This is a genomic window from Microvirga lenta, assembly GCF_020532555.1.
Taxonomy (GTDB): Bacteria; Pseudomonadota; Alphaproteobacteria; order Rhizobiales; family Beijerinckiaceae; genus Microvirga; species Microvirga lenta.
Genome location: NZ_JAJBBR010000018.1, coordinates 1 through 18,730, shown reverse-complemented (window position 1 = coordinate 18,730; position 18,730 = coordinate 1). Strand labels below are relative to the sequence as shown.

The window sequence follows — 18,730 nt, the reverse complement described above, 5'->3', positions numbered from 1 at the left end:
CATCCTCCTTAAACTATGCGTCCTGTTGAGCGACGCGCCGTTTTGACCCCTGCAATGCTGCACTGCGCAATCTTCGCGGCCATGCTCACCTAGTCGCTTGGCATATCGGCGCGGTAAGAGAAGTGATCGAAATCCGCCGGCAGGGCGCGACCTGTCAGGTCGTGCGCGGCCATCCCGACGAAGGCGCCCGTGAAGGATCCATGAGCTCCCGGCCCCGCCTCATCGGAGAGAATGCTCGCATCGAGGATGGGACCGACAGGTTTCCAGTTCACTCCGTCAATGGACCATCTGAATTGAAGATCAGCCAAATGGACATCGACGCCAAGATGGATGGGGCCATCCTCAGGCAACGGCAGATCGCTGTCGAGCATATAGGTCATCAAGGCGTCGGGATGATCTCCCAGGCACGAGATGACCTGAAGCACCCGCCTCCCCTCATCGTCAGCGGACACGGCGAGATAGTGAAATCGCGCGCGATCGTAGTAGCAGATCAGACCGGCCATCTGCTGATAGGTTTCAGGCTCGAACTCCAGCGCCGTCTCGGCCGAATAGCTCCAATCCGTCTGGCGGCGGGCGACAAGCGCCTGCTCGAACCAGCTTCCGATGGACTCGCGCCCGTAGAGCCGGAGATGGCTCGCCCGGACCGTCAGCGAGAACAGCCGCCCCCAGTCGGGCGTGCGCAGCCACTGAAAGGCTGAGGGCAATCTCCCATCGTCGAAATCGTGGCGCTCCGGCTCGGGCGGGAACGGGTGCCGCGGGAGATCAGGCCCCTTGACCTCGACAGCGGGAACCTGCCCTCCATGAGCGAGATAGAGCCAGTCGTCCTCTCTCCATACCACCCGCTGGATCGCCGTTTCCCGGCCCAGCGGCGAGCGCCGGGTTCCAGGCAACGGGCGGCTACAGAGATGTGTGTGATAGACCTCGCCGGTGGATGCCTCCACGTAAAAGCCGTGGCCTGCCCTCTGGAGCGGAGCATCCGGCGCATCCTTGCTGGTCAGGAGGTGGGTGTTCGGATGAAGCTCGTAGGGCCCATCGATGTTCCTGGAACGCGCTATCGTGACGGCATGGTTGTAGGAGGTGCCGCCCTCGGCCACGGTCAGATAGTACCAACCGTTGCGCTTCCAGAGATGTGGCCCTTCGACGAGCCCGAGTGGGCTTCCCTTGAAGATGTTCTTGATCGGACCAACAAGCCGCTGCTCGGCGGGCGAATATTCCTGCAGCAGAATGCCGTCGAAGGAGTTGCGACGGCGGCGATGGTCCCAAACCATGTTGACGAACCACTTTCGCCCGTCATCGTCGTGAAAGAGAGAGGGATCGAAGCCTGACGAGTTCATAAAGATCGGATCGGACCAAGGCCCCTCGATGGACGGCGCCGTCACAAGGTAGTTGTGAGTGTCCTTGAAGTTGCCGAGACGGCGCTTCACGTCCGTGTAGATCAGCCAGAACAAGCCGTCCGCATAGGTCAGAGCAGGTGCCCAGACGCCGCAGCTGTCCGGGTTGCCGCGCATATCGAGCTGGGACTGGCGGTCAAGGGGACGACAGACCAGCCTCCAGTTTACAAGATCGCGGGAGTGATGGATCTGCACGCCCGGATACCATTCGAAGGTTGATGTGGCGATGTAATAGTCATCGCCGGCCCTGCAGAATGCGGGATCAGGGTTGAACCCAGGCAGAATGGGGTTGCGAATGGTCGTCATGAGCGTTTCCGGCATTTGTGTTTCAATGGACAGAAGGACGGGAAAGATTGCCGGCACGGTGAGAGCTTGAGAGAGGAGCAGCGGAATTGCTACCGCGACGCCCCTCGGGGATATAGCCGTCGCGATCCGTGGGCATGCTGATCACTTTGCACTCCGGCCTCTTCTCGGCGCGGGCCCTGTCGTGCCGCGCTCAAGCAGTTGCAAAGGCAGCCGAATGTCCCAATCCGCCGGACTCATTTTCCCCTGGATCATCTTTAGGAGAATGCGCGCTCCGGTGCGCCCGAGCTCATGCAGCGGCTGCTGGAAGGTGGTGAGCGTCGGCTCGGTGTAATCGGCGAACTCGATGCCATCGAAGCCGACGACGGACACATCATCGGGAACCCGGACCCCGGCCGATCTCACTGTCTTGATGAATCCAATCGCACTCTCGTCGCAGGTGGCGAAAACTCCCGTAGGGCGTTTCTTCAAACGAAGGAAAGCTTCTGCGGCAGCAACGCCGGTCGCGAATGTGAACGGCCCCTCCCAGCGCACGAAATCCTCCTGGGAGAGTCCAGCGGCAGCGACTCCCTCCTGAAAACCGGAGAAGCGTTCCACCTCGATGAATGTGCCGGGAGTACCTGAGATATAGCCGAGCTTGGAGTGTCCGAGTTGCGCCAGGTACTCCACCGCCCTCCGGGAGGCTTCACGGTCCTCGACCGTCACATTGGGGATCCCGGCATCCGGGATTGCCGAACACAGGGCTACAATCGGGAGTCCGGCTTCGCCCATGCTGCGCCTGCCCTTCTCGGGAATGCGTCCGTTCATCAGAAGAACGCCATCGACTTGCCGCGAGAGCACGAGATCGACGTATCGGGCCTCTCGCTCGATGAGATTGTCCAGATTGCCGACGATGATTCCGTAACCGTTCTGCGTCAGTTCGTCGTCCACCCCACGGAGCACTTGCGCGAAGACCGGGTTGGTGAGTCTCGGCGCAACGACCAGCACGGTCATGGTGCGACGGGTGCGTAGATTCCGGGCCGTGCTGTTGGGCGTGTAGCCGCTACGGCGCACGGCTTCCATCACAAGGTCGTGTGTTTTCGGTCGGACCTGATCCGGGTTGGCCAGAACGCGGCTGACGGTGGCGGTCGAAACGCCGGCGAGCCGTGCCACGTCTGCGATGCGCGTTTCCTTGACCGCGCGCCAGCGCCTACGGCTCATGCTGCCCACCCCTTATGATCGTACAAAGTATCACCTCAGTCATCGCGACCATCTTGAGGCGATACTTTATGCTTGACTTACCTTGAAGTCGATTTCAACTTATATAAAATAAGATGTAATCGATTACAGAAACGACCGAAACGCTTCTGGGAGGAAGCCATGAGCCTGAAGACACGCGTTTCCACGTATACCCTTTCTGTTGCCCTCATTTGGAGCTCTGGAGCCTTCGCTCAAAAGGCGGAGGTACTCCATTGGTGGACTTCGGCGGGGGAATCCGCCGCCGTCAAAGTTTTCGCCGACCAGTACGCCAAGACTGGCGGCACCTGGGTCGACAACGCCATTGCCGGCGGCGCGAACGCCCGTGCGGCAGGTATCAACCGCATCGTCGGCGGCAATCCCCCGACCATGATGCAGTTTAATACCGGCAAGCAGTTCGACGAACTCGTAACCAATGATCTTGTGCGCGACGTCGAAACCGCGGCGAAGGCCGGCAAGTGGCGTGAGATCATGCCCAAACCCATCGTCGAGGCAACGGTCCGCGACGGTAAGTTCTATGCGGTTCCGGTGAACATTCACGGTCAGAACTGGCTCTTCTACAACACCAAGCTCCTCAAGGATGCTGGCGTCGAGCCCCCGAAGACCTTCCCTGAGCTCATCGAGACCGGCGAAAGGCTGAAGGCCAAGGGGGTCATTCCACTTGCCCTTGGCGGCCAGCCCAACTGGGAGCACAACCTGTTCCGGGCCGTTCTTGTTGGCAGCGGCGGAGCCGATCTGTTCCGTAGTGTCTATGGAAAGCGAGACACGAAAGCCGCCAAGAGTGCCGAGTTCAAGGAAGTGGCCGAGCTGTTCGGTAAGATGCGCAGCCTCGTCGACCCGGGCTCACCGGGCCGCAACTGGAACGACGCCGCGGCCCTTGTGATCACCGACAAGGCGGCCATGCACTTCAACGGCGACTGGGCCAAGGGCGAGTTCACCGCCGCGGGCCAGACGGCAGGCAAGGAATATGGCTGCACCATCGTCGGCAAGGACCCCCGGCTCGTGATCGGCGGCGACGTCTTCGTATTTCCGGCGACCAAGGACAAGGACCAGCTCGCAGCCCAGGACAAGCTGGCTGAAGTTCTGCTCGATCCTGCCACCCAGCTCGAGTTCAACAAGAAGAAGGGCTCGATCCCGGTTCGCCTGGATGTCGATGTCTCGTCCATGGACATCTGCGCTCAGAAATCTGCTTCGGTGCTGAAGAACCCGGAAAACCAGGTCGAGGCCATGGAGCTCCTGAGCACGCCGAACTTCTCTGGCGCCATGCAGGATGCGGTCACGCAGTACTGGAACAACCCGAACATGTCGGCAGACGCTTTCGTTGAAAAGGTCACGGCTGCCATGCAGAGCGCCAGCTGAGGCAGGTTGAGCTCCGTGGATTCGGCAGGCCCTACGCCCGCCGAATCCTACCACTCCCGACAGAACGGGTGCCCGATGGCTATTGTCTCCATCCCGACTGCCGTTGCCAGCTCCGCACGTCCGCTCAAGAGCCGGCGCCGCGTGAGAATGCGACTCCCAGCCGCCCTGGCGCTTCTGCCGACAGCGCTCATCGTCCTGGTCGTCTATATCGGCTGCATGCTCTGGACAGTGCGGCTGTCATTCACGAGCTCGACGCTCCTCCCCAAGCTCGACTGGGTCGGCTTTGCTCAGTACAGCCGTCTTTTCATGAACGACCGCTTTCTGGTCTCGGCTGAAAACATCCTCATCTTCGGCACCCTTTTCGTCTCGGGGTGCCTCATCCTCGGCTTCCTGCTCGCCGTGTTTATCGATCAGAACGTGCGCGCCGAAGGCGTCCTCCGCACGATCTTCCTTTATCCCTACGCCATGTCGTTCGTCGTCACCGGCGTGGCTTGGCAGTGGTTTCTCAATCCCGGCCTCGGACTTCAGAAGCTCGTGCGGGACATGGGCTTCGAGAATTTTACCTTCGATTGGCTCGTGAACCAGGAGATGGCGATCTACACTATCGTCATAGCAGGCTTATGGCATGGAGCCGGACTGACCATGGCAATCCTGCTTGCGGGATTGCGAGGGGTGGATGCGGACCTGTGGAAGGCTGCGCGCGTCGACGGGATCCCGACCTGGCGGGTTTATCTCTCCGTTGTCCTGCCGCTTCTGCGGCCGATGGTGGTGACCGCGACTGTTCTGCTCGCGACCGGCGTCGTGAAGCTCTACGACCTCGTCGTCGCCATGACACTCGGCGGCCCAGGCATTGCGACCGAAGTGCCGGCGAAGTTCGTCATGGACCACCTGTTCGAGCGCAACAACATCGCCCTCGGAACCGCCGCAGCGACGATCATGCTGATCACCGTGGTCGTGATCCTCGCGCCCTGGGTCTACGCCAAGTACGTCCGTCCGCAGGGGAGACCGGCATGACCGCTGTCGTACCGCAGGGGCGCCGCCCGAAGCACATCACGATCGGCCGTATCGGAATCTATGTATTCCTGATCTCGGCCGCCCTGTTCTTCCTGCTGCCGCTATGGATCATGGTTGTGACCTCGCTCAAGCCGATGGAGGAGATCCGGCTCGGCAATATCCTCGCCCTGCCCTCGATGCTTACCTTCGATGCCTGGAGCAAGGCTTGGTCCTCGGCCTGCACCGGCCTCGAATGCAATGGCATCAGCGTCGGCTTTTGGAACTCGGTTCGCATCCTGATCCCCTCCGTAATCCTGTCGATCGCCGCAGGCGCCATCAATGGATACGCCCTATCTCTCTGGCGAGTTCGCGGTGCCAACCTGATGTTCGGCATCCTTCTCCTCGGAGCGTTCATCCCTTACCAGGTCTTCCTCTATCCCCTGGTGCGGATCTTCTCCATGACCGGGATCTACAACTCGCTGCTCTGCATCGTCATCGTTCACGTGATCTTCGGCCTGCCCACGATGACCCTGCTGTTCCGCAATTACTACGCCGGCCTTCCCATCGAACTGTTCAAGGCCGCCCGCATCGATGGCGGCGGTTTTTGGACAATCTTCTTCCGGGTGATGCTGCCTATGTCGACGCCGATGATCGTGGTCGCGGCGATCCTTCAGGTCACCGGCATCTGGAACGACTTCATTTTCGGGCTGACCTTTGCGGGCCGGGAGAACCTGCCCATGACGGTGCAGCTCAACAACATCGTTCACTCGACCCAAGGTGAGCGCGCCTACAACGTCGATATGGCGGCAACCATGCTGGCGGCCCTCGTCCCTCTCGCGGTTTATTTCGTGTCGGGACGCTGGTTCATCCGTGGCATCGCCGCCGGTGCTGTGAAGGGGTAAGCATGTCTGCGGTTTCCGTTCGCGATATCACCGTAGCCTTCGAAGCCGTCCGCGTCTTCAATGGCCTGTCGTTGGATTTCGAGGAGGGGGAGTTCATCGTCCTCCTCGGTCCCTCGGGCTGCGGAAAATCCACACTGCTCAACGCCATCGCCGGCCTTCTCGACATTTCGGAAGGGCAGATCTGGATCGGCGGACAGAACGTCACTTGGGAGGAACCCAAGGACCGCGGCATCGCCATGGTGTTCCAATCCTACGCCCTCTACCCCCGTATGAGCGTGCGCGAGAACATGTCGTTCGGGCTCAGGATGGCAAAGACCCCCGAGCCTGAGATCGAACGCCGCGTCAACCAAGCGGCGGAGCTCCTGCAGATTTCTCACCTCCTCGACCGGCGCCCCGATCAGTTGTCGGGAGGACAGCGTCAGCGTGTGGCGATCGGCCGGGCCTTGGTCCGTGATGCGGCGGTTTTCCTGTTCGACGAGCCGCTCTCGAACCTCGATGCCCAGCTCAGGAACGAATTGCGGGTCGAGATCAAGAGATTGCACGCCAGGCTTGGCAAGACGACAATGATCTATGTCACGCACGACCAGATCGAAGCCATGACCCTGGCAGACAAGATCGTGGTCATGAAGGAGCAGAGGATCCAGCAGGTCGGCAGTCCCTCGGAGATTTATCGCCGTCCTGCCAACATGTTCGTCGCCGGGTTCGTCGGCTCGCCACAGATGAACTTCATCAAGGGCAAGATCGAGAACAGCGGGAGCGGGCCGATCTTCGTGTCCGGTCAACGTCGCCTTCCTCTCCACGGTTACGAGTTCACGGGCGCTCCCATCTCCGGACAGGAAGCAGTGCTCGGAGTTCGGCCGGAGCATCTTGAGGTCGTTGAAGTGGGCGCCTGGCCGGGTTTCCGGGTCGACATCATCGAGCCCATGGGCGCTGATACCGTGATCTGGTGCAGCGACAATGATGGCTCGCTCCAGGTCCGCACAAGCGGGAATACCAGGACGTCCCTGGGTGAACAGCTCGCATTGGGGATCGATGCCGCACAGGTTTCTCTCTTCGATTCCCAAAGCGGCGAACGTCTGTAACCAACGGCAACTGCATCTTTCGCGTCCGCTTGCGTCCCAGGCGGATGCAGTCACTTCGAACCTCGGGGACTCCATGAGCGTCACAGACTATCTTTCGATTCAGCTTTACACCTTGCGCTCGATGGAGGATCTCGACCGCATTCTCGATACTGTGGCTCAGGCCGGGTATCGTTATGTGGAGACGGTCGGGTCTCATCTTGACGATGTTGCGAGCGTGAGATCCAAATTGGATTCCCGCGGACTGAAAGCATCCTCGAGTCATGTCAGCATGGCGGCATTGCGCGAGAAGCCCGATGCCATCGTGGACGCCTGCCGGACCCTCGATATCACGGATCTCTACATGCCGGCTGTTCCGCCGGAGCAGCGCGACATGGAAGCGGATGGATGGCGCTCGCTCGGACGGGAACTCGGCAGGTTAGCCGAGCGCTTCAAGAGAGACGGCATTCGTCTTGGCTATCATAATCACCACTGGGAACTGAAGTCGAAGGACGGGAACAAGACCGCGCTTGAACTCATCTTCGAGGAGGCGGAAGGGAGTCCTCTCGCCTGGCAAGTTGACGTGGCTTGGCTCGTGCGAGGCAATGCCGATCCCAGGGAGTGGATGAAACGCCATCGCAGCAGGATCACGGCTGCCCACGTCAAGGACATCGCCCCCGCAGGGCAAAACGAGGACCAGGACGGCTGGACAGATGTCGGCTCCGGTGTGCTGGAATGGCGCAACCTGTGGCGCTCCTGCCGCGAGGCAGGAGCCAAGTGGATGGTCGTGGAACACGACAAGCCTGCGAATCCTGCTCACACAGCCCGCGTCAGCTTCGACTTCCTGCGCAGTATCGAGGAATAACCATCATGAAAGCCCTAAACGTCGGCATCATCGGATGCGGCAATATCTCGGGTATCTACCTTCAGAACATCCCGGCCTATCGAGGGCTGATGCTGCGGGCCTGCGCGGACATGAGACCCGAAGTCGCGCAAGCCCAAGCCAGCCGCTACGGCACTGAGGCGATGGCGGTCGACGAACTTCTGGCCCGCGAAGACATCGATCTCGTGGTCAACCTCACGGTTCCCAGCGCTCATTTCGGCGTATCTCTTGCAGCATTGAGCGCGGGCAAGCACGTCTTCTCGGAAAAACCCCTTGCCGTGGATTTCGAGCAGGGTCGCAAGCTCGTCGACGAGGCCGAGGCGCGGGGCCTGCTGCTGGGCTGCGCGCCGGATACCTTTCTAGGCGCTGGCGGACGACTTGCCCGCAAGCTGGTCGACGACGGTGCGGTTGGGCGGATCCTCTCGGGGTCGGCTTTCCTGATGTCCCACGGCATGGAGCACTGGCATCCCGATCCGGAATTCTTTTTCAAGCCGGGGGGCGGACCAATCCTCGACATGGCGCCGTATTATCTCAGCGCCCTCGTCAACCTCATCGGTCCCGTCCAACGCGTTTTCGCCATGTCGAGCATCGGATTCCCCGAACGGGTCGTAACGTCGGAATCTCCCCGCAAGGGTCAGCGCATCGCCGTGGAGACGCCCACGACCGTCATGGCACTTCTGGAGTTTGCCTCAGGCGCGCAGGTCACCTTCTGCATGAGCTGGGATGTGTGGAAGCACGGTCATCCGGCGATCGAGCTCTACGGTGCGGAAGGTTCTCTGCGAGTGCCGGATCCGAACTTCTTCGGCGGCCAAGTCGAGATGACCGAGCGTGGCGGTGATTGGCAGGCCAGGGACTCGAGCGGTATGCCGCTCGGGGCTCCGAACTGGCGCTCGCCGAACTGGCCCCCCGATGCGCCGTCACGCGCCAACTACCGGGGGCTTGGCCTCGCCGACCTTGCCAGCGCCGCTCTCAATAGCACGCATCACCGCTCCACGGGCCGGCTGGCGCTTCATGTTCTCGAGGTGATGCACAGCATCCTGGAGGGAGCTGCCACCGGACGCGCGATGGCGATCACGACCATGCTGGAGCGTCCGGCGGCTCTATCTGACGAGGAGGCAGCCGGGCTGTGGCAAGGCCCACCCCAAACGGCGACGGCAGCATGAAGGGCGTCTTCAGCCTACCGGCTTGAGATAAGCCGATATGAGGCGCATCACGATGAATTGCCAGCCGGCTGGCAATTCACTTTCCGCTCGGCTGCCCAGTGGCTGTGGTTCCAAGACCATGGGGGTTTACAGGACCAAACTTAACGCCTTCACGGGTTCGGACACTGAAGCCCAGAGCCCACAGATCTCCGATCAGGCAGTGTCGGATGTCAGCGACGTTACCAGCGTCCCTGCAGGTGCTTGAACTGGTTCCTTCAGCTACTCGGCGGCCCGCAATCCTTGCACGGCATCCTCCGCCTTACGGGCGCGGTCTTCGTCAAGACCTGCATCTCGCCCGAGATAGAGGGTATGAGACGGAAATGCGAAGCTGGTTCCGCTCCGTTCGACGACCTCCATGCAGCGCAGGAGCAAATCCTCCTGGATCTCGAGAAACTCGTCGTAATCTCTCGCATGCACGTAGGCGAAAATCTCCAGATCGAGCGAGTGAGGCCCCAGCTGGATGAAACGGACGCGCGCTGGATCGGGGCTTACGTTCGGATGCGCGAGCAGCATCGAACGCAGCTCGCGCAGAAGAAAGCGGATTTGGTCGCGGCTTGTCTCGTACCGGACATTCAGGATGGGGTGAAACCAGAAGCGGTCCCGCTTCGAGTAGTTCTCGATCTGGAGCGAGGAGAACTCGCCGTTGGGGACGGTCAGGATCGTGCGGTCCAGCGTCCGGATCCTGGTGGACCGGATCCCGATTTCCTCGACCGTTCCCAGAGCGGAGCCGAACCGGCAGAAATCACCGATCCTGACGGGGCGGTCCGCGATCAGCGTCAAGCTCCCGATCAAGTTTTCGAAGAGCTTTTGCGCGCCGAGCGCAATGGCAAGGCCGCCGATGCCGAGTGCGGCCAGCCCGGTCGTCACGTCCACGCCGAAAGCGCCGAGCAGCGTGATCCCGAACAGGACCACGAGGAGCGCCTTGGCAGCCCGCTTCATGAAGCTGACGGCGGAGTAGGCCGTTAGCTGGCCACGACGCGACATCCGCCCGAGCACGACCTCTCCTGCGGCATCGGCGGTCCGCCACAAGAGCCACGCCATGGCGCAAAAGCCCAGGATCTGCCCGAGAAATACGGCCCGGTAGCGGGCGACGACCGAGACCCCCAAGGACTCGATGCCGGCTCTGAAGACGAGCACCGCCACCAACACGCCGATGGGTCCAGCGCAGGCCTCCAGATAGCGGGTCAAGCTCGTCTCCTCGCCGCGTCGACGAAGAAGGCGCAGGACAGGACCGCGCATGGCCATCAGCAGCCAGACAAGGCCCGAACTCAGACCGGCGAGCACGAGAAGGGCGAGCCAGTGCGAGGATGATACACCGCCAACCGATGGCCCCTTCGGCAACTGATCGATCAGCGACGCTCCGGGGGAATTGTACTGTATCGCCTGCGCGAGCGAAGGAATTTCCTCCAGGGTATCGACGGAGACCAGCCATAACTGTACCCCGTCCCGCTCCACGCGCTTCGCCAGCAGCGGAACTTCGCGATACTTGGTCTCGACAAGCCCGAACCGCTCCTTGTCCCCCGGAAGGCCGTCGTCGAGCCGACCGGTCGGTGCGGCACTCAACTCTGCCGGAGTGACAACGGCCCCGGCCCGATCAAGGACCTGCTGGAATGTCTTGGCCAACTCCGGCCCAGACAGAACTACGTTGCCGGAGCGGCCCCAAATCCGCTCCGCCTCAAGAAACTGCGAAGCCCGTTCGTAGTCCGCATCTGCAAGAGCACTGATCAAGCCGGAGACCAAGCCTTGCGGAGTTTCGCGGCCGAACGGATCCCGTTGTGCTGCCGCGGCATCCCCGCCGGACGGCGCCGATCCCGGCTTGAGAACATCCTGAGGCCAGGCCGCTACGGTGAACAGGAGAAGAAGGGCGAGAGCGGAGAGAAAAATCCGTGCAGGCAGTCTCAATGTCATCTTTTCTCGCTGGCTTAAGCAGAGCTCATGGAGAAGACCGGGACCTCAGGTCTGAAAGTCGTGAAGGAATGAAGGCCCGGCTGGGAGAGGAAACAAACCTCCCCGTATCGGACAAGCCACTGGGACACCCCAGTGGCTTGTCATTAGCATTCGTAGCCTCAAAGCCTGCCTGGGTTTTAGGAAGATGTCGCCATCTCGCCGGTGAGCCAGTACTTCACGCGGGCGGGGTGCTCGCTGATGTAGTTCTCAACGGCCTTGTCCACCGAAGACTCGTTGGCATCGGACATCGCCGCCTCGAGCTCGTCGAGCGGAATGTGCATGCGCATCAGGAACTGAGCGACCTCCGGGTAGTCGCTCTGGAATCCCTGCCGCGCAATTGCGTACACCCGCTCGATGCCGCCAAGCGCATTCTTCGGATCATCGAGATAGCGCAGTTCGTACTTGCCGAACATCCAGTGCGGGCTCCAACCCGTCACCACGATCCACTCGTTTCTGCGAATGGCCCGGTCGAGGGCAGACACCATTGCGGCATCGCTGGCGGTGGTCAGATCATATCCGCTCAGATCGTAAGTCTTGATGGCTTCCTTCGACAGGCGGGTGAGACCAGCGCCAGGATCGATCCCCTGAACCTTTCCATTCAGCTTTTCCTTCACCTCCGGCTTTGCCAGATCGGCGATGGACGCGAGCTGGTCCTCCGGAACATACTTCGGAACGACCCAGCCGAGCTTGGCGTCAGTGTAGAGGACGCCGAGAGTGACGACCTTGTCACCGACACGGCTCCAGTAGTCCTTATGGGTTTCGGGCAGCCATGCCATCATCATGGCATCGATGTCACCTTTCGCGACCCCCTGGTATTGAGGCGCAATATCGGTCTGCAGCAGCTCGACCTTCTGCGAGTAATTGTCCTCGATCAGTTTCTTGGCGAGCTTGGTGACGAACTCGGCGTCGGCCCAGGCAGTCCAGCCGATCTTGACCGGCTTTTTTTCTTCCTGTGCCTGCAGCGTTCCCGCAAGGCCTGTGGTCAGGGCCGCCGCGAGGGCGATCCGGGCGAAGGTCTTGAGCATAGGGTTCTCCTTTCAGCTCGTAGGTATGGTCGAGCATCGGGACGGGTATCCATTCCGATGCCCGGCGTTAGACGCCTGCTTTGGCAGGCGCACTCTCCATTTCGACAGCACCGTGCATGATGGGACTGTCCCGACGCGCCAGACGCGGGATACGCAAGGCCGCCGGTTGTGAGAGACTCTGGGTCAAGCGATCGAGGATGATTGCCAGGATGACCACGGCGAGACCGCCCTCGAAGCCGAGCCCGACATCGAGGCGCTGAATACCTGTCAACACCGTATTGCCCAGACCGCCCGCGCCGATCATCGAGGCAATCACCACCATCGAAAGGCCGAGCATGATCGTCTGGTTCACGCCTGCCATGATCGAAGGCAGTGCCAGGGGAAACTGGACCTTGAACAGAAGCTGCCGGTCGGTGCACCCGAAGGCGAGGCCTGCTTCGATGAATTCGCGGTTCACCTGAGTCAGGCCCAAGGCTGTCAGACGCACGACAGGCGGCATGGAAAAGATCACGGTCGCAATGGTGCCGGGCACTGCTCCAAGACCGAAGAACATCGCGGCCGGGATGAGATAAACGAATGCGGGCATCGTCTGCATCAGGTCGAGCAGTGGGCGCGTGCCGGCAGCCGTGATCGGGCTGCGTGCCATGAGAATGCCGAGAGGGATGCCGATCGTGATGGCGATCGCAGTCGCCGCGATGACGAGGGCAAGAGTCTCCACCGTCTCCTTCCACAGCCCCATACCGACGATCAGTAGCAGCGCCGCGCCGCAAAGTACGGCGAACCTCCAGCCGATCCGCCAAAAGGCGAACAGCGCAACTGCGGTGATGAACGCCCAAGCCGGCAGCCAGAGCAGCGCATCCTTGATGCCGTCGGCGAACAGCCCAATGCCGTCGGCTATTGCGTCAAGCGTCGGAGAAAAGTTGTCGAGCATGTATTCGACGGCCGCGCTGGCGCCGGCGCCGATGCTGAGATCGAAGTCCATGATGGTATCCTTCACACGCTGGCGGATCAGCCGGCGCGGTCGAGGGTCATGAGAAGGGATGACTTGGAGATGGCGCCTAGATAGCGGCCTTGGGCATCCACCACAGGCAGAGGCCAGCGGCTCTCCGCAACACGCCCCATGACCTGTGCCAGCGGCGTTTCGGCCTCGATGGGATTCATATCGGGCAGGAATGCCTGTCGGTATGGATCAGCTCCACCAGCACGGACCGCTTCCTTGAGGGAATCCGCACTGATCATCCCTTGGTAGCGCTTATCGCGGGCAATGACGATCGCGACATCGCGATCATGCGCACGCATGCGCTCGAGGGCGGCGTTGACGCTATGGCCAGCGCGGTCGATCAGTGTGACCTGGCTATGGCGCGCGATGTCGCCCGCACGGAAGACGTGGCTGACATCCACATTGCGGAAGAACGAGCGGACATAGCCGTTAGCCGGGCTCATCACGATTTCTTCAGGCGTGCCCACCTGCACTACGACGCCGTCCTGCATGATCGCGATCCTGTCGCCGATGCGCATGGCCTCGTCCAGATCATGACTGACGAAGACAATCGTACGGCTGTGCTCCGCCTGCAGGCGCAGGAGCTCATCCTGCATCTCGGTACGGATCAGCGGATCGAGTGCCGAGAAGGCCTCATCCATGAGGAGGATGGTAGGTTCGTTGGCTAGCGCACGAGCAAGACCGACGCGCTGCTTCATTCCGCCGGAGAGCTCATCAGGCCTGCTGGCCGCGTAGCGGTCGAGTCCGACTGCTTCGAGCGCCCGAAGAGCTTTTCGGTTGCGCTCTACCTCGGAAATGCCTGCGATCTCGAGTCCGAAAGCGGTATTATCGAGCACAGTGCGGTTTGGCAGGAGGGCGAAGCTCTGGAACACCATACTCATGTCGCGGCGCCGCAGCTCGATCAGATCGCGCTTGCTCATGCGCGTCACATCCTGACCGTCCACCGAGACGGATCCGAGCGTCGGCTCGATCAGGCGATTGAGTAGGCGCAGCAGGGTCGATTTGCCGGAGCCCGAGAGCCCCATCACCACAAAGATTTCGCCCTCTCTGATACCGAAGCTGGCGTCGTTGACGCCAATTGTGCAGCGGGTCTCCGCCTGAACGGCATCCTTGCCTTGCCCCGCCCGGATCAAATCGACCGCATGTGCGACATCCGAGCCGAAAATCTTGAACACATTACGCAACGCAATTTTATTAGCATCCGTGCGAACAGCGTCTCCACAGCGCACAGCATCGTCTTCGATAATCATCGATACCCCATTTCCCCTGTCCTAAAGATTAGGGGCAGCCTCCAATGTGTAATTGTTGATCTGCGCAGTAGTCATATGATCGGACGCGGCAATATCATATCACGCATAAAGCTACGAAATTGCTCACGTCCGACAAAGCGTTCAACGCACATCGTTGTCGTTAGCGCAGGTTGTTTAGACCGCTCAGCTCGAAAAGCCAACCCCTTGGGCATGAATTGGCTGCATTCACTGTGAACCCACGCCCTGTCGTCAACAACCGCAGAAACCTTCTTCAGTTTGAGAAACAACAGGTTGGACCCTTCGAGCGGCCGACGCCGAACGCCCTGCATCTGTTGGATCCGTTCAGGCTGCAAGGCATTGTTAACTTGGGCGGGCGAATGAGCAGAGGCAGAGCAATGTCACGGTCAAGAGCAAGGCGCCCGCAGGCACAAATAAATGCTCCCGTCTTCTTCATCTCTGCGGGGGTGATTTTGGCCTTTGTCTGTCTCGGCGCTCTCTTCACGGAACAGGCCGCAACCTTCTTCTCTGCCGTACAAGGCTCCATCGTCGCGGGCTTCGGCTGGTTCTACATTGCCGTGGTCGCAGGCTTTCTCATCTTCACATTTTTCCTCATGCTCAGCCGCTATGGGGACGTGAAGCTCGGGCCAGATGACGCCGAACCGGATTACAGCTACCTCTCCTGGTTTGCCATGCTCTTCAGCGCTGGCATGGGCATCGGCCTGATGTTCTTCGGCGTCGCGGAGCCGATCTACCACTACACGGATCCGCCTGTTGGCGAGGGCAACACCCTCGCCGCCGCGCGGCAGGCGATGATCATCACTTTCTTTCACTGGGGCCTGCATGCCTGGGCGATTTATATCGTGGTCGGCCTCGCCCTGGCCTATTTCGCCTTCCGCCGCGGCCTTCCACTCACAATCCGCTCCGCTCTTTATCCTCTGATCGGGGCGCGCATTCACGGCCCTATCGGACATGCCGCCGATATCTTTGCCGTGTTCGGCACCATGTTCGGGGTCGCGACTTCGTTGGGCCTGGGAGTGCTGCAGGTCAATGCAGGATTGGAATACCTGTTTGGCCTACCCGCGAATGTGGGCGTTCAGCTTGCCCTTATTGCCGTCATCACGGGTCTAGCCACTGTCTCTGTCATGCTCGGGCTCGATGCAGGCATCCGGCGGCTGAGCGAACTCAATATCATCCTGGCCGTCCTGCTGCTGGGCTTTGTACTGACCGCTGGGCCAACGGTGTTCCTGCTCCAGGCGCTGATGCAGAACACTGGAGCCTATCTCGATGACGTCGTGCGGCTCACATTCCGAATGTATGCTTATGAACCGAACGAGTGGCTCGGGAGCTGGACGCTTTTCTACTGGGGCTGGTGGATTGCCTGGTCGCCTTTCGTGGGCATGTTCATCGCGCGGATATCGCGTGGCCGCACGATCCGCGAATTCGTTCTGGGCGTCCTGTTCGTCCCTGTCCTGTTCACCTTCCTCTGGATGACGGTGTTTGGAAATACGGCACTGTGGATGCAGCTGAACGGAATTGCACCCATCGGGCAGGTGGTCGCCGACAACATGCCCGTTGCCCTCTTCGCGCTTTTGGAGGCCCTGCCCCTTTCGACCATCACCTCCGTTATTGCGACGCTCCTTGTGGTCACCTTCTTCGTAACCTCCGCGGATTCGGGAGCGCTCGTAATCGACATGATCACTTCCGGAGGCGCGGAAGAGCCGCCTGTCTGGCAGCGCATCTTCTGGGCGATATCGGCAGGAGTGGTTGCGGCCGTGCTTCTTGTCGCCGGTGGACTGCAGGCTCTACAGACTGCAGCCATCGCCAGCGCACTACCCTTCTCCGTCATCATGGTGCTCGTTTGCTACGGTTTGCTAAGGGCCCTTCAGCTCGAGCGCATGCACCCGTTGGAACGGCTGCACATAGCGCCTCCCTCGCCCGCACGTCAGGCGGTCGGCAGCAGCTGGCAGCGGCGTCTCAGCCTGATCATGCACTTTCATGACCGCGAGGAGGTTGTCAGATTTTTGAACGACACGGCCCGTCCGGCGCTCGAAGAGGTCGCCGCACAGATCCGACAGCGCGGCCTCGAAGCCCAGGTCGAACCAACCTCCGATCAGGTCCAGATCACTGTGATGCCCCACCTCAAGAACGAGTTTCGCTATCGCATCTGCATGCGCAGCCACCGGATCCCGACCTTCGCCTTTCCGGAACTGGCCCCTATGGAGGGCAAGGAGCGCCGCCATTATCGAGCCGAGGTCTATCTCTCCGACGGACCACAGCACTATGAAGTGACCGGCTACACCCGCGAGCAAGTCATCAACGACTTCCTGGCACGATACGAGGAATACATGCAGATCGTTCAGACCGGCCAAGTCTAACCATGCGGGTCAGGAACCAAATGGAGCAAGAATACGATCCGGACGTCGAGGCGCAGTGATCATGGTCGGCATCCTGCGTTCAGTCCTTGTTCTTCTCCTGGCCATCCTTCTTCTGATGGCTGGAAACGGTCCCCTCAACACGATAATCGGCGTTCGGCTGGAAGCTGCCGGAACCGCTCCCGCCATCATTGGAGCTGTGATGTCGGCCTATTTCGGGGGCCTCACCCTCGGATCCCTTTTCGCCTACCGGATCGTGACCGGTTATGGACACATTCGGGCTTTCACCGCGTTCGCCTCGGCCCTTTCGGGCATATCCCTTGTCTATGCGCTACATCTTGACCCGCTGCTATGGAGCCTCCTGCGTCTATCCGAAGGCTTCTGCATGGCAGGCTTATTCATCTGCGTCGAAAGCTGGCTGAACGACAGAACCACAAGCGAAACGAGGGGTAAGATCCTCGCCTTCTACATGGTCTGCCTCTATGCAGGCCAAGCCGGCGGCCAGTTCATGCTGAACCTGCAGGATGAATCGGGCTTTCTCCTCTTTGCCCTCGTTTCCATTCTTATTTCATTCGCCGTGATCCCCGTCGCCCTGACACGGGTCGCCCCGCCGATCCTCCCCCATGTGGAAGGCCTCAGCTTCTACCGCCTCTACGAAGCTTCACCGCTAGGAATGGTCGGCACCGTCTCAAGTGGGCTGGTGCTGGGGTCATTCTACAGTTTGGGCCCCTCCTTCTCGAGCGAAATCGGCCTTGATCTCTCCCAGACTGGTATGTTCATGAGCGCCGTCATATTCGGCGGCGTCTTGCTCCAGTTGCCTGTAGGACGACTGTCGGACGTCTTCGACCGCCGTCTCGTGATCATTGGCGTCCTTACAGCCATGGTTCTGGTCAGCGTCGGCACCGCTGCTGCTGCCTATCCCGGCAGCTCCCTTCTCTATTGGGCCGCCCTCGTCTTTGGCGGCGCCTCGTTCGCTCTATATCCGCTCTGCGTGGCGCATATGAACGACCATCTCGGCGCAGCCGCACGGGTCTCGGCCAGCGGTGGGCTGATCCTCGCGTACTCGGCAGGTGCCACTCTGGGACCACTGCTCTCATCTGGCGTGATGACCCTCACCGGAGCACCCGGCCTGTTCGCCTTCACGGCTATGGTCAGCAGCTTTGCGCTGGTTTTCGGCCTTTGGCGGATGCGCGCCCGCCCCTCCCCTCCAGCCGAACAGCAGGGACCGTACCAGATGCTGCCCCGAACGACGCCCGTGATTGCACCACTCGATCCACGGTCGGAGCCGGGAGACGGAGAATAGCGTCCAGCTTGGCCCGCCATAGCCCTCCAGGACTGTGAGTAGCAAGAAACGTCGAGCGCTTCCTCCAGCCGAGCCGCCCTCTGGAACTTTCGCCTCCCGGCGCTGCGTACGCATCTATAGCAGACGCAAGGGGCCCCTCGGGAGGCATTCCATAGCCCAAACAGAATGCACCAATGTTCACCCTTGCAATGGCGAGAATATCGACTATGTGTGCTTTCCCCGCGCCGCTGCGTCAGCAAGCGAGCGCCATTTCCGGACACGGCAATCATCAGTTCCCAGGCCCTCGCCGAGGAGCGATGTTGAACCTTCAGAAGATGGATCGCTCCAGACCCAACTAGGTCCGAGCCCGTCATCCAAGGGTGAAGCTCTTTGTGTCCGGCCACATCCATGAGCCCTGTATTGTCTGGAGTGATCTGGGCTTTTACGGGCTCCTCTGGGGACAATCCGCACAGGTGTCGAAGGTTTCGCGCCGTTCGACGAGGTTCAGCGCAGAAGCGGGTTCGTTT

Annotated in this window: 14 protein-coding genes; 8 read left to right on the top strand and 6 right to left on the bottom strand. The window is 60.7% G+C overall.

Annotated features, from left to right (window positions below):
* Positions 1-89: 89 nt before the first annotated feature.
* The gene (locus LGR44_RS21000; protein WP_226742673.1) at positions 90-1,697 is read right to left on the bottom strand and encodes a glycoside hydrolase family 43 protein; all 1,608 of its coding nucleotides are present in this window, start codon (positions 1,695-1,697) and stop codon (positions 90-92) included.
* A gap of 141 nt (positions 1,698-1,838) precedes the next feature.
* On the bottom strand, positions 1,839-2,894 hold the full coding sequence (locus tag LGR44_RS20995; protein WP_226742672.1) for a LacI family DNA-binding transcriptional regulator: 1,056 nt from the start codon (positions 2,892-2,894) through the stop codon (positions 1,839-1,841).
* Positions 2,895-3,053: 159 nt separating this feature from the next.
* Between LGR44_RS20995 and LGR44_RS20990 the strand changes: the two genes are divergently transcribed.
* The 6 genes from LGR44_RS20990 to LGR44_RS20965 all read left to right on the top strand — a co-directional run bounded on the left by LGR44_RS20990 (position 3,054) and on the right by LGR44_RS20965 (position 9,288).
* Positions 3,054-4,289, top strand: a complete 1,236-nt coding sequence (locus LGR44_RS20990) for an ABC transporter substrate-binding protein (RefSeq protein WP_226742671.1) — start codon at positions 3,054-3,056, stop codon at positions 4,287-4,289.
* Positions 4,290-4,436: 147 nt separating this feature from the next.
* Positions 4,437-5,303, top strand: a complete 867-nt coding sequence (locus LGR44_RS20985; RefSeq protein ID WP_226742694.1) for a carbohydrate ABC transporter permease — start codon at positions 4,437-4,439, stop codon at positions 5,301-5,303.
* Positions 5,300-6,184 carry a carbohydrate ABC transporter permease gene (locus LGR44_RS20980; RefSeq protein ID WP_226742670.1) on the top strand — a complete coding sequence of 295 codons (885 nt, stop codon included), beginning with the start codon at positions 5,300-5,302 and terminating at the stop codon, positions 6,182-6,184. Before LGR44_RS20985 ends, LGR44_RS20980 begins: the two co-directional genes overlap by 4 nt.
* A 2-nt stretch (positions 6,185-6,186) precedes the next feature.
* Positions 6,187-7,266, top strand: a complete 1,080-nt coding sequence (locus LGR44_RS20975; protein WP_226742669.1) for an ABC transporter ATP-binding protein — start codon at positions 6,187-6,189, stop codon at positions 7,264-7,266.
* Between the two features lie 73 nt (positions 7,267-7,339).
* Positions 7,340-8,107: a sugar phosphate isomerase/epimerase family protein gene (locus LGR44_RS20970; RefSeq protein WP_226742668.1), complete on the top strand. Its 768-nt coding sequence runs from the start codon at positions 7,340-7,342 to the stop codon at positions 8,105-8,107.
* 5 nt (positions 8,108-8,112) lie between these two features.
* Entirely contained in the window at positions 8,113-9,288 is a 1,176-nt protein-coding gene (locus LGR44_RS20965; protein ID WP_226742667.1) for a Gfo/Idh/MocA family protein, read from the top strand.
* Between the two features lie 258 nt (positions 9,289-9,546).
* On the opposite strand, the gene LGR44_RS20960 is transcribed toward LGR44_RS20965, so the two are convergent.
* From LGR44_RS20960 to proV, 4 genes are all read right to left on the bottom strand, one after another.
* The gene (locus tag LGR44_RS20960) at positions 9,547-11,235 is read right to left on the bottom strand and encodes a mechanosensitive ion channel family protein (protein WP_226742666.1); all 1,689 of its coding nucleotides are present in this window, start codon (positions 11,233-11,235) and stop codon (positions 9,547-9,549) included.
* 176 nt (positions 11,236-11,411) lie between these two features.
* The gene (locus tag LGR44_RS20955; protein WP_226742665.1) at positions 11,412-12,299 is read right to left on the bottom strand and encodes a glycine betaine ABC transporter substrate-binding protein; all 888 of its coding nucleotides are present in this window, start codon (positions 12,297-12,299) and stop codon (positions 11,412-11,414) included.
* Positions 12,300-12,366: 67 nt separating this feature from the next.
* Entirely contained in the window at positions 12,367-13,281 is a 915-nt protein-coding gene (locus tag LGR44_RS20950; protein ID WP_319004875.1) for an ABC transporter permease, read from the bottom strand.
* A 26-nt stretch (positions 13,282-13,307) separates the two neighbouring features.
* A complete protein-coding gene (gene proV, locus LGR44_RS20945; protein WP_226742664.1) occupies positions 13,308-14,549 on the bottom strand; it encodes a glycine betaine/L-proline ABC transporter ATP-binding protein ProV in 1,242 nt (413 codons plus the stop codon).
* Positions 14,550-14,944: 395 nt separating this feature from the next.
* On the opposite strand from proV, the gene LGR44_RS20940 reads away from it, so the two are divergent.
* Together LGR44_RS20940 and LGR44_RS20935 are read left to right on the top strand one after the other, a co-directional pair.
* Positions 14,945-16,924 (top strand): BCCT family transporter, encoded by a 1,980-nt coding sequence (locus LGR44_RS20940; protein WP_226742663.1) that lies wholly within the window; start codon positions 14,945-14,947, stop codon positions 16,922-16,924.
* A 61-nt stretch (positions 16,925-16,985) separates the two neighbouring features.
* The gene (locus tag LGR44_RS20935; protein WP_226742662.1) at positions 16,986-18,224 is read left to right on the top strand and encodes an MFS transporter; all 1,239 of its coding nucleotides are present in this window, start codon (positions 16,986-16,988) and stop codon (positions 18,222-18,224) included.
* The last annotated feature ends 506 nt before the right edge of the window (positions 18,225-18,730 follow it).

Bases quoted from the DNA above. Each gene is read 5' to 3' on its own strand.
- LGR44_RS20985 (WP_226742694.1), top strand. From the start codon at position 4,437: ATGCGACTCCCAGCCGCCCTGGCGCTTCTGCCGACAGCGCTCATCGTC.
- LGR44_RS20995 (WP_226742672.1), bottom strand. From the start codon at position 2,894: ATGAGCCGTAGGCGCTGGCGCGCGGTCAAGGAAACGCGCATCGCAGAC.
- LGR44_RS20975 (WP_226742669.1), top strand. From the start codon at position 6,187: ATGTCTGCGGTTTCCGTTCGCGATATCACCGTAGCCTTCGAAGCCGTC.
- LGR44_RS20970 (WP_226742668.1), top strand. From the start codon at position 7,340: ATGAGCGTCACAGACTATCTTTCGATTCAGCTTTACACCTTGCGCTCG.
- proV (WP_226742664.1), bottom strand. From the start codon at position 14,549: ATGATTATCGAAGACGATGCTGTGCGCTGTGGAGACGCTGTTCGCACG.
- LGR44_RS21000 (WP_226742673.1), bottom strand. From the start codon at position 1,697: ATGACGACCATTCGCAACCCCATTCTGCCTGGGTTCAACCCTGATCCC.
- LGR44_RS20990 (WP_226742671.1), top strand. From the start codon at position 3,054: ATGAGCCTGAAGACACGCGTTTCCACGTATACCCTTTCTGTTGCCCTC.
- LGR44_RS20955 (WP_226742665.1), bottom strand. From the start codon at position 12,299: ATGCTCAAGACCTTCGCCCGGATCGCCCTCGCGGCGGCCCTGACCACA.
- LGR44_RS20935 (WP_226742662.1), top strand. From the start codon at position 16,986: ATGGTCGGCATCCTGCGTTCAGTCCTTGTTCTTCTCCTGGCCATCCTT.
- LGR44_RS20950 (WP_319004875.1), bottom strand. From the start codon at position 13,281: ATGGACTTCGATCTCAGCATCGGCGCCGGCGCCAGCGCGGCCGTCGAA.
- LGR44_RS20980 (WP_226742670.1), top strand. From the start codon at position 5,300: ATGACCGCTGTCGTACCGCAGGGGCGCCGCCCGAAGCACATCACGATC.
- LGR44_RS20940 (WP_226742663.1), top strand. From the start codon at position 14,945: ATGTCACGGTCAAGAGCAAGGCGCCCGCAGGCACAAATAAATGCTCCC.
- LGR44_RS20960 (WP_226742666.1), bottom strand. From the start codon at position 11,235: ATGACATTGAGACTGCCTGCACGGATTTTTCTCTCCGCTCTCGCCCTT.
- LGR44_RS20965 (WP_226742667.1), top strand. From the start codon at position 8,113: ATGAAAGCCCTAAACGTCGGCATCATCGGATGCGGCAATATCTCGGGT.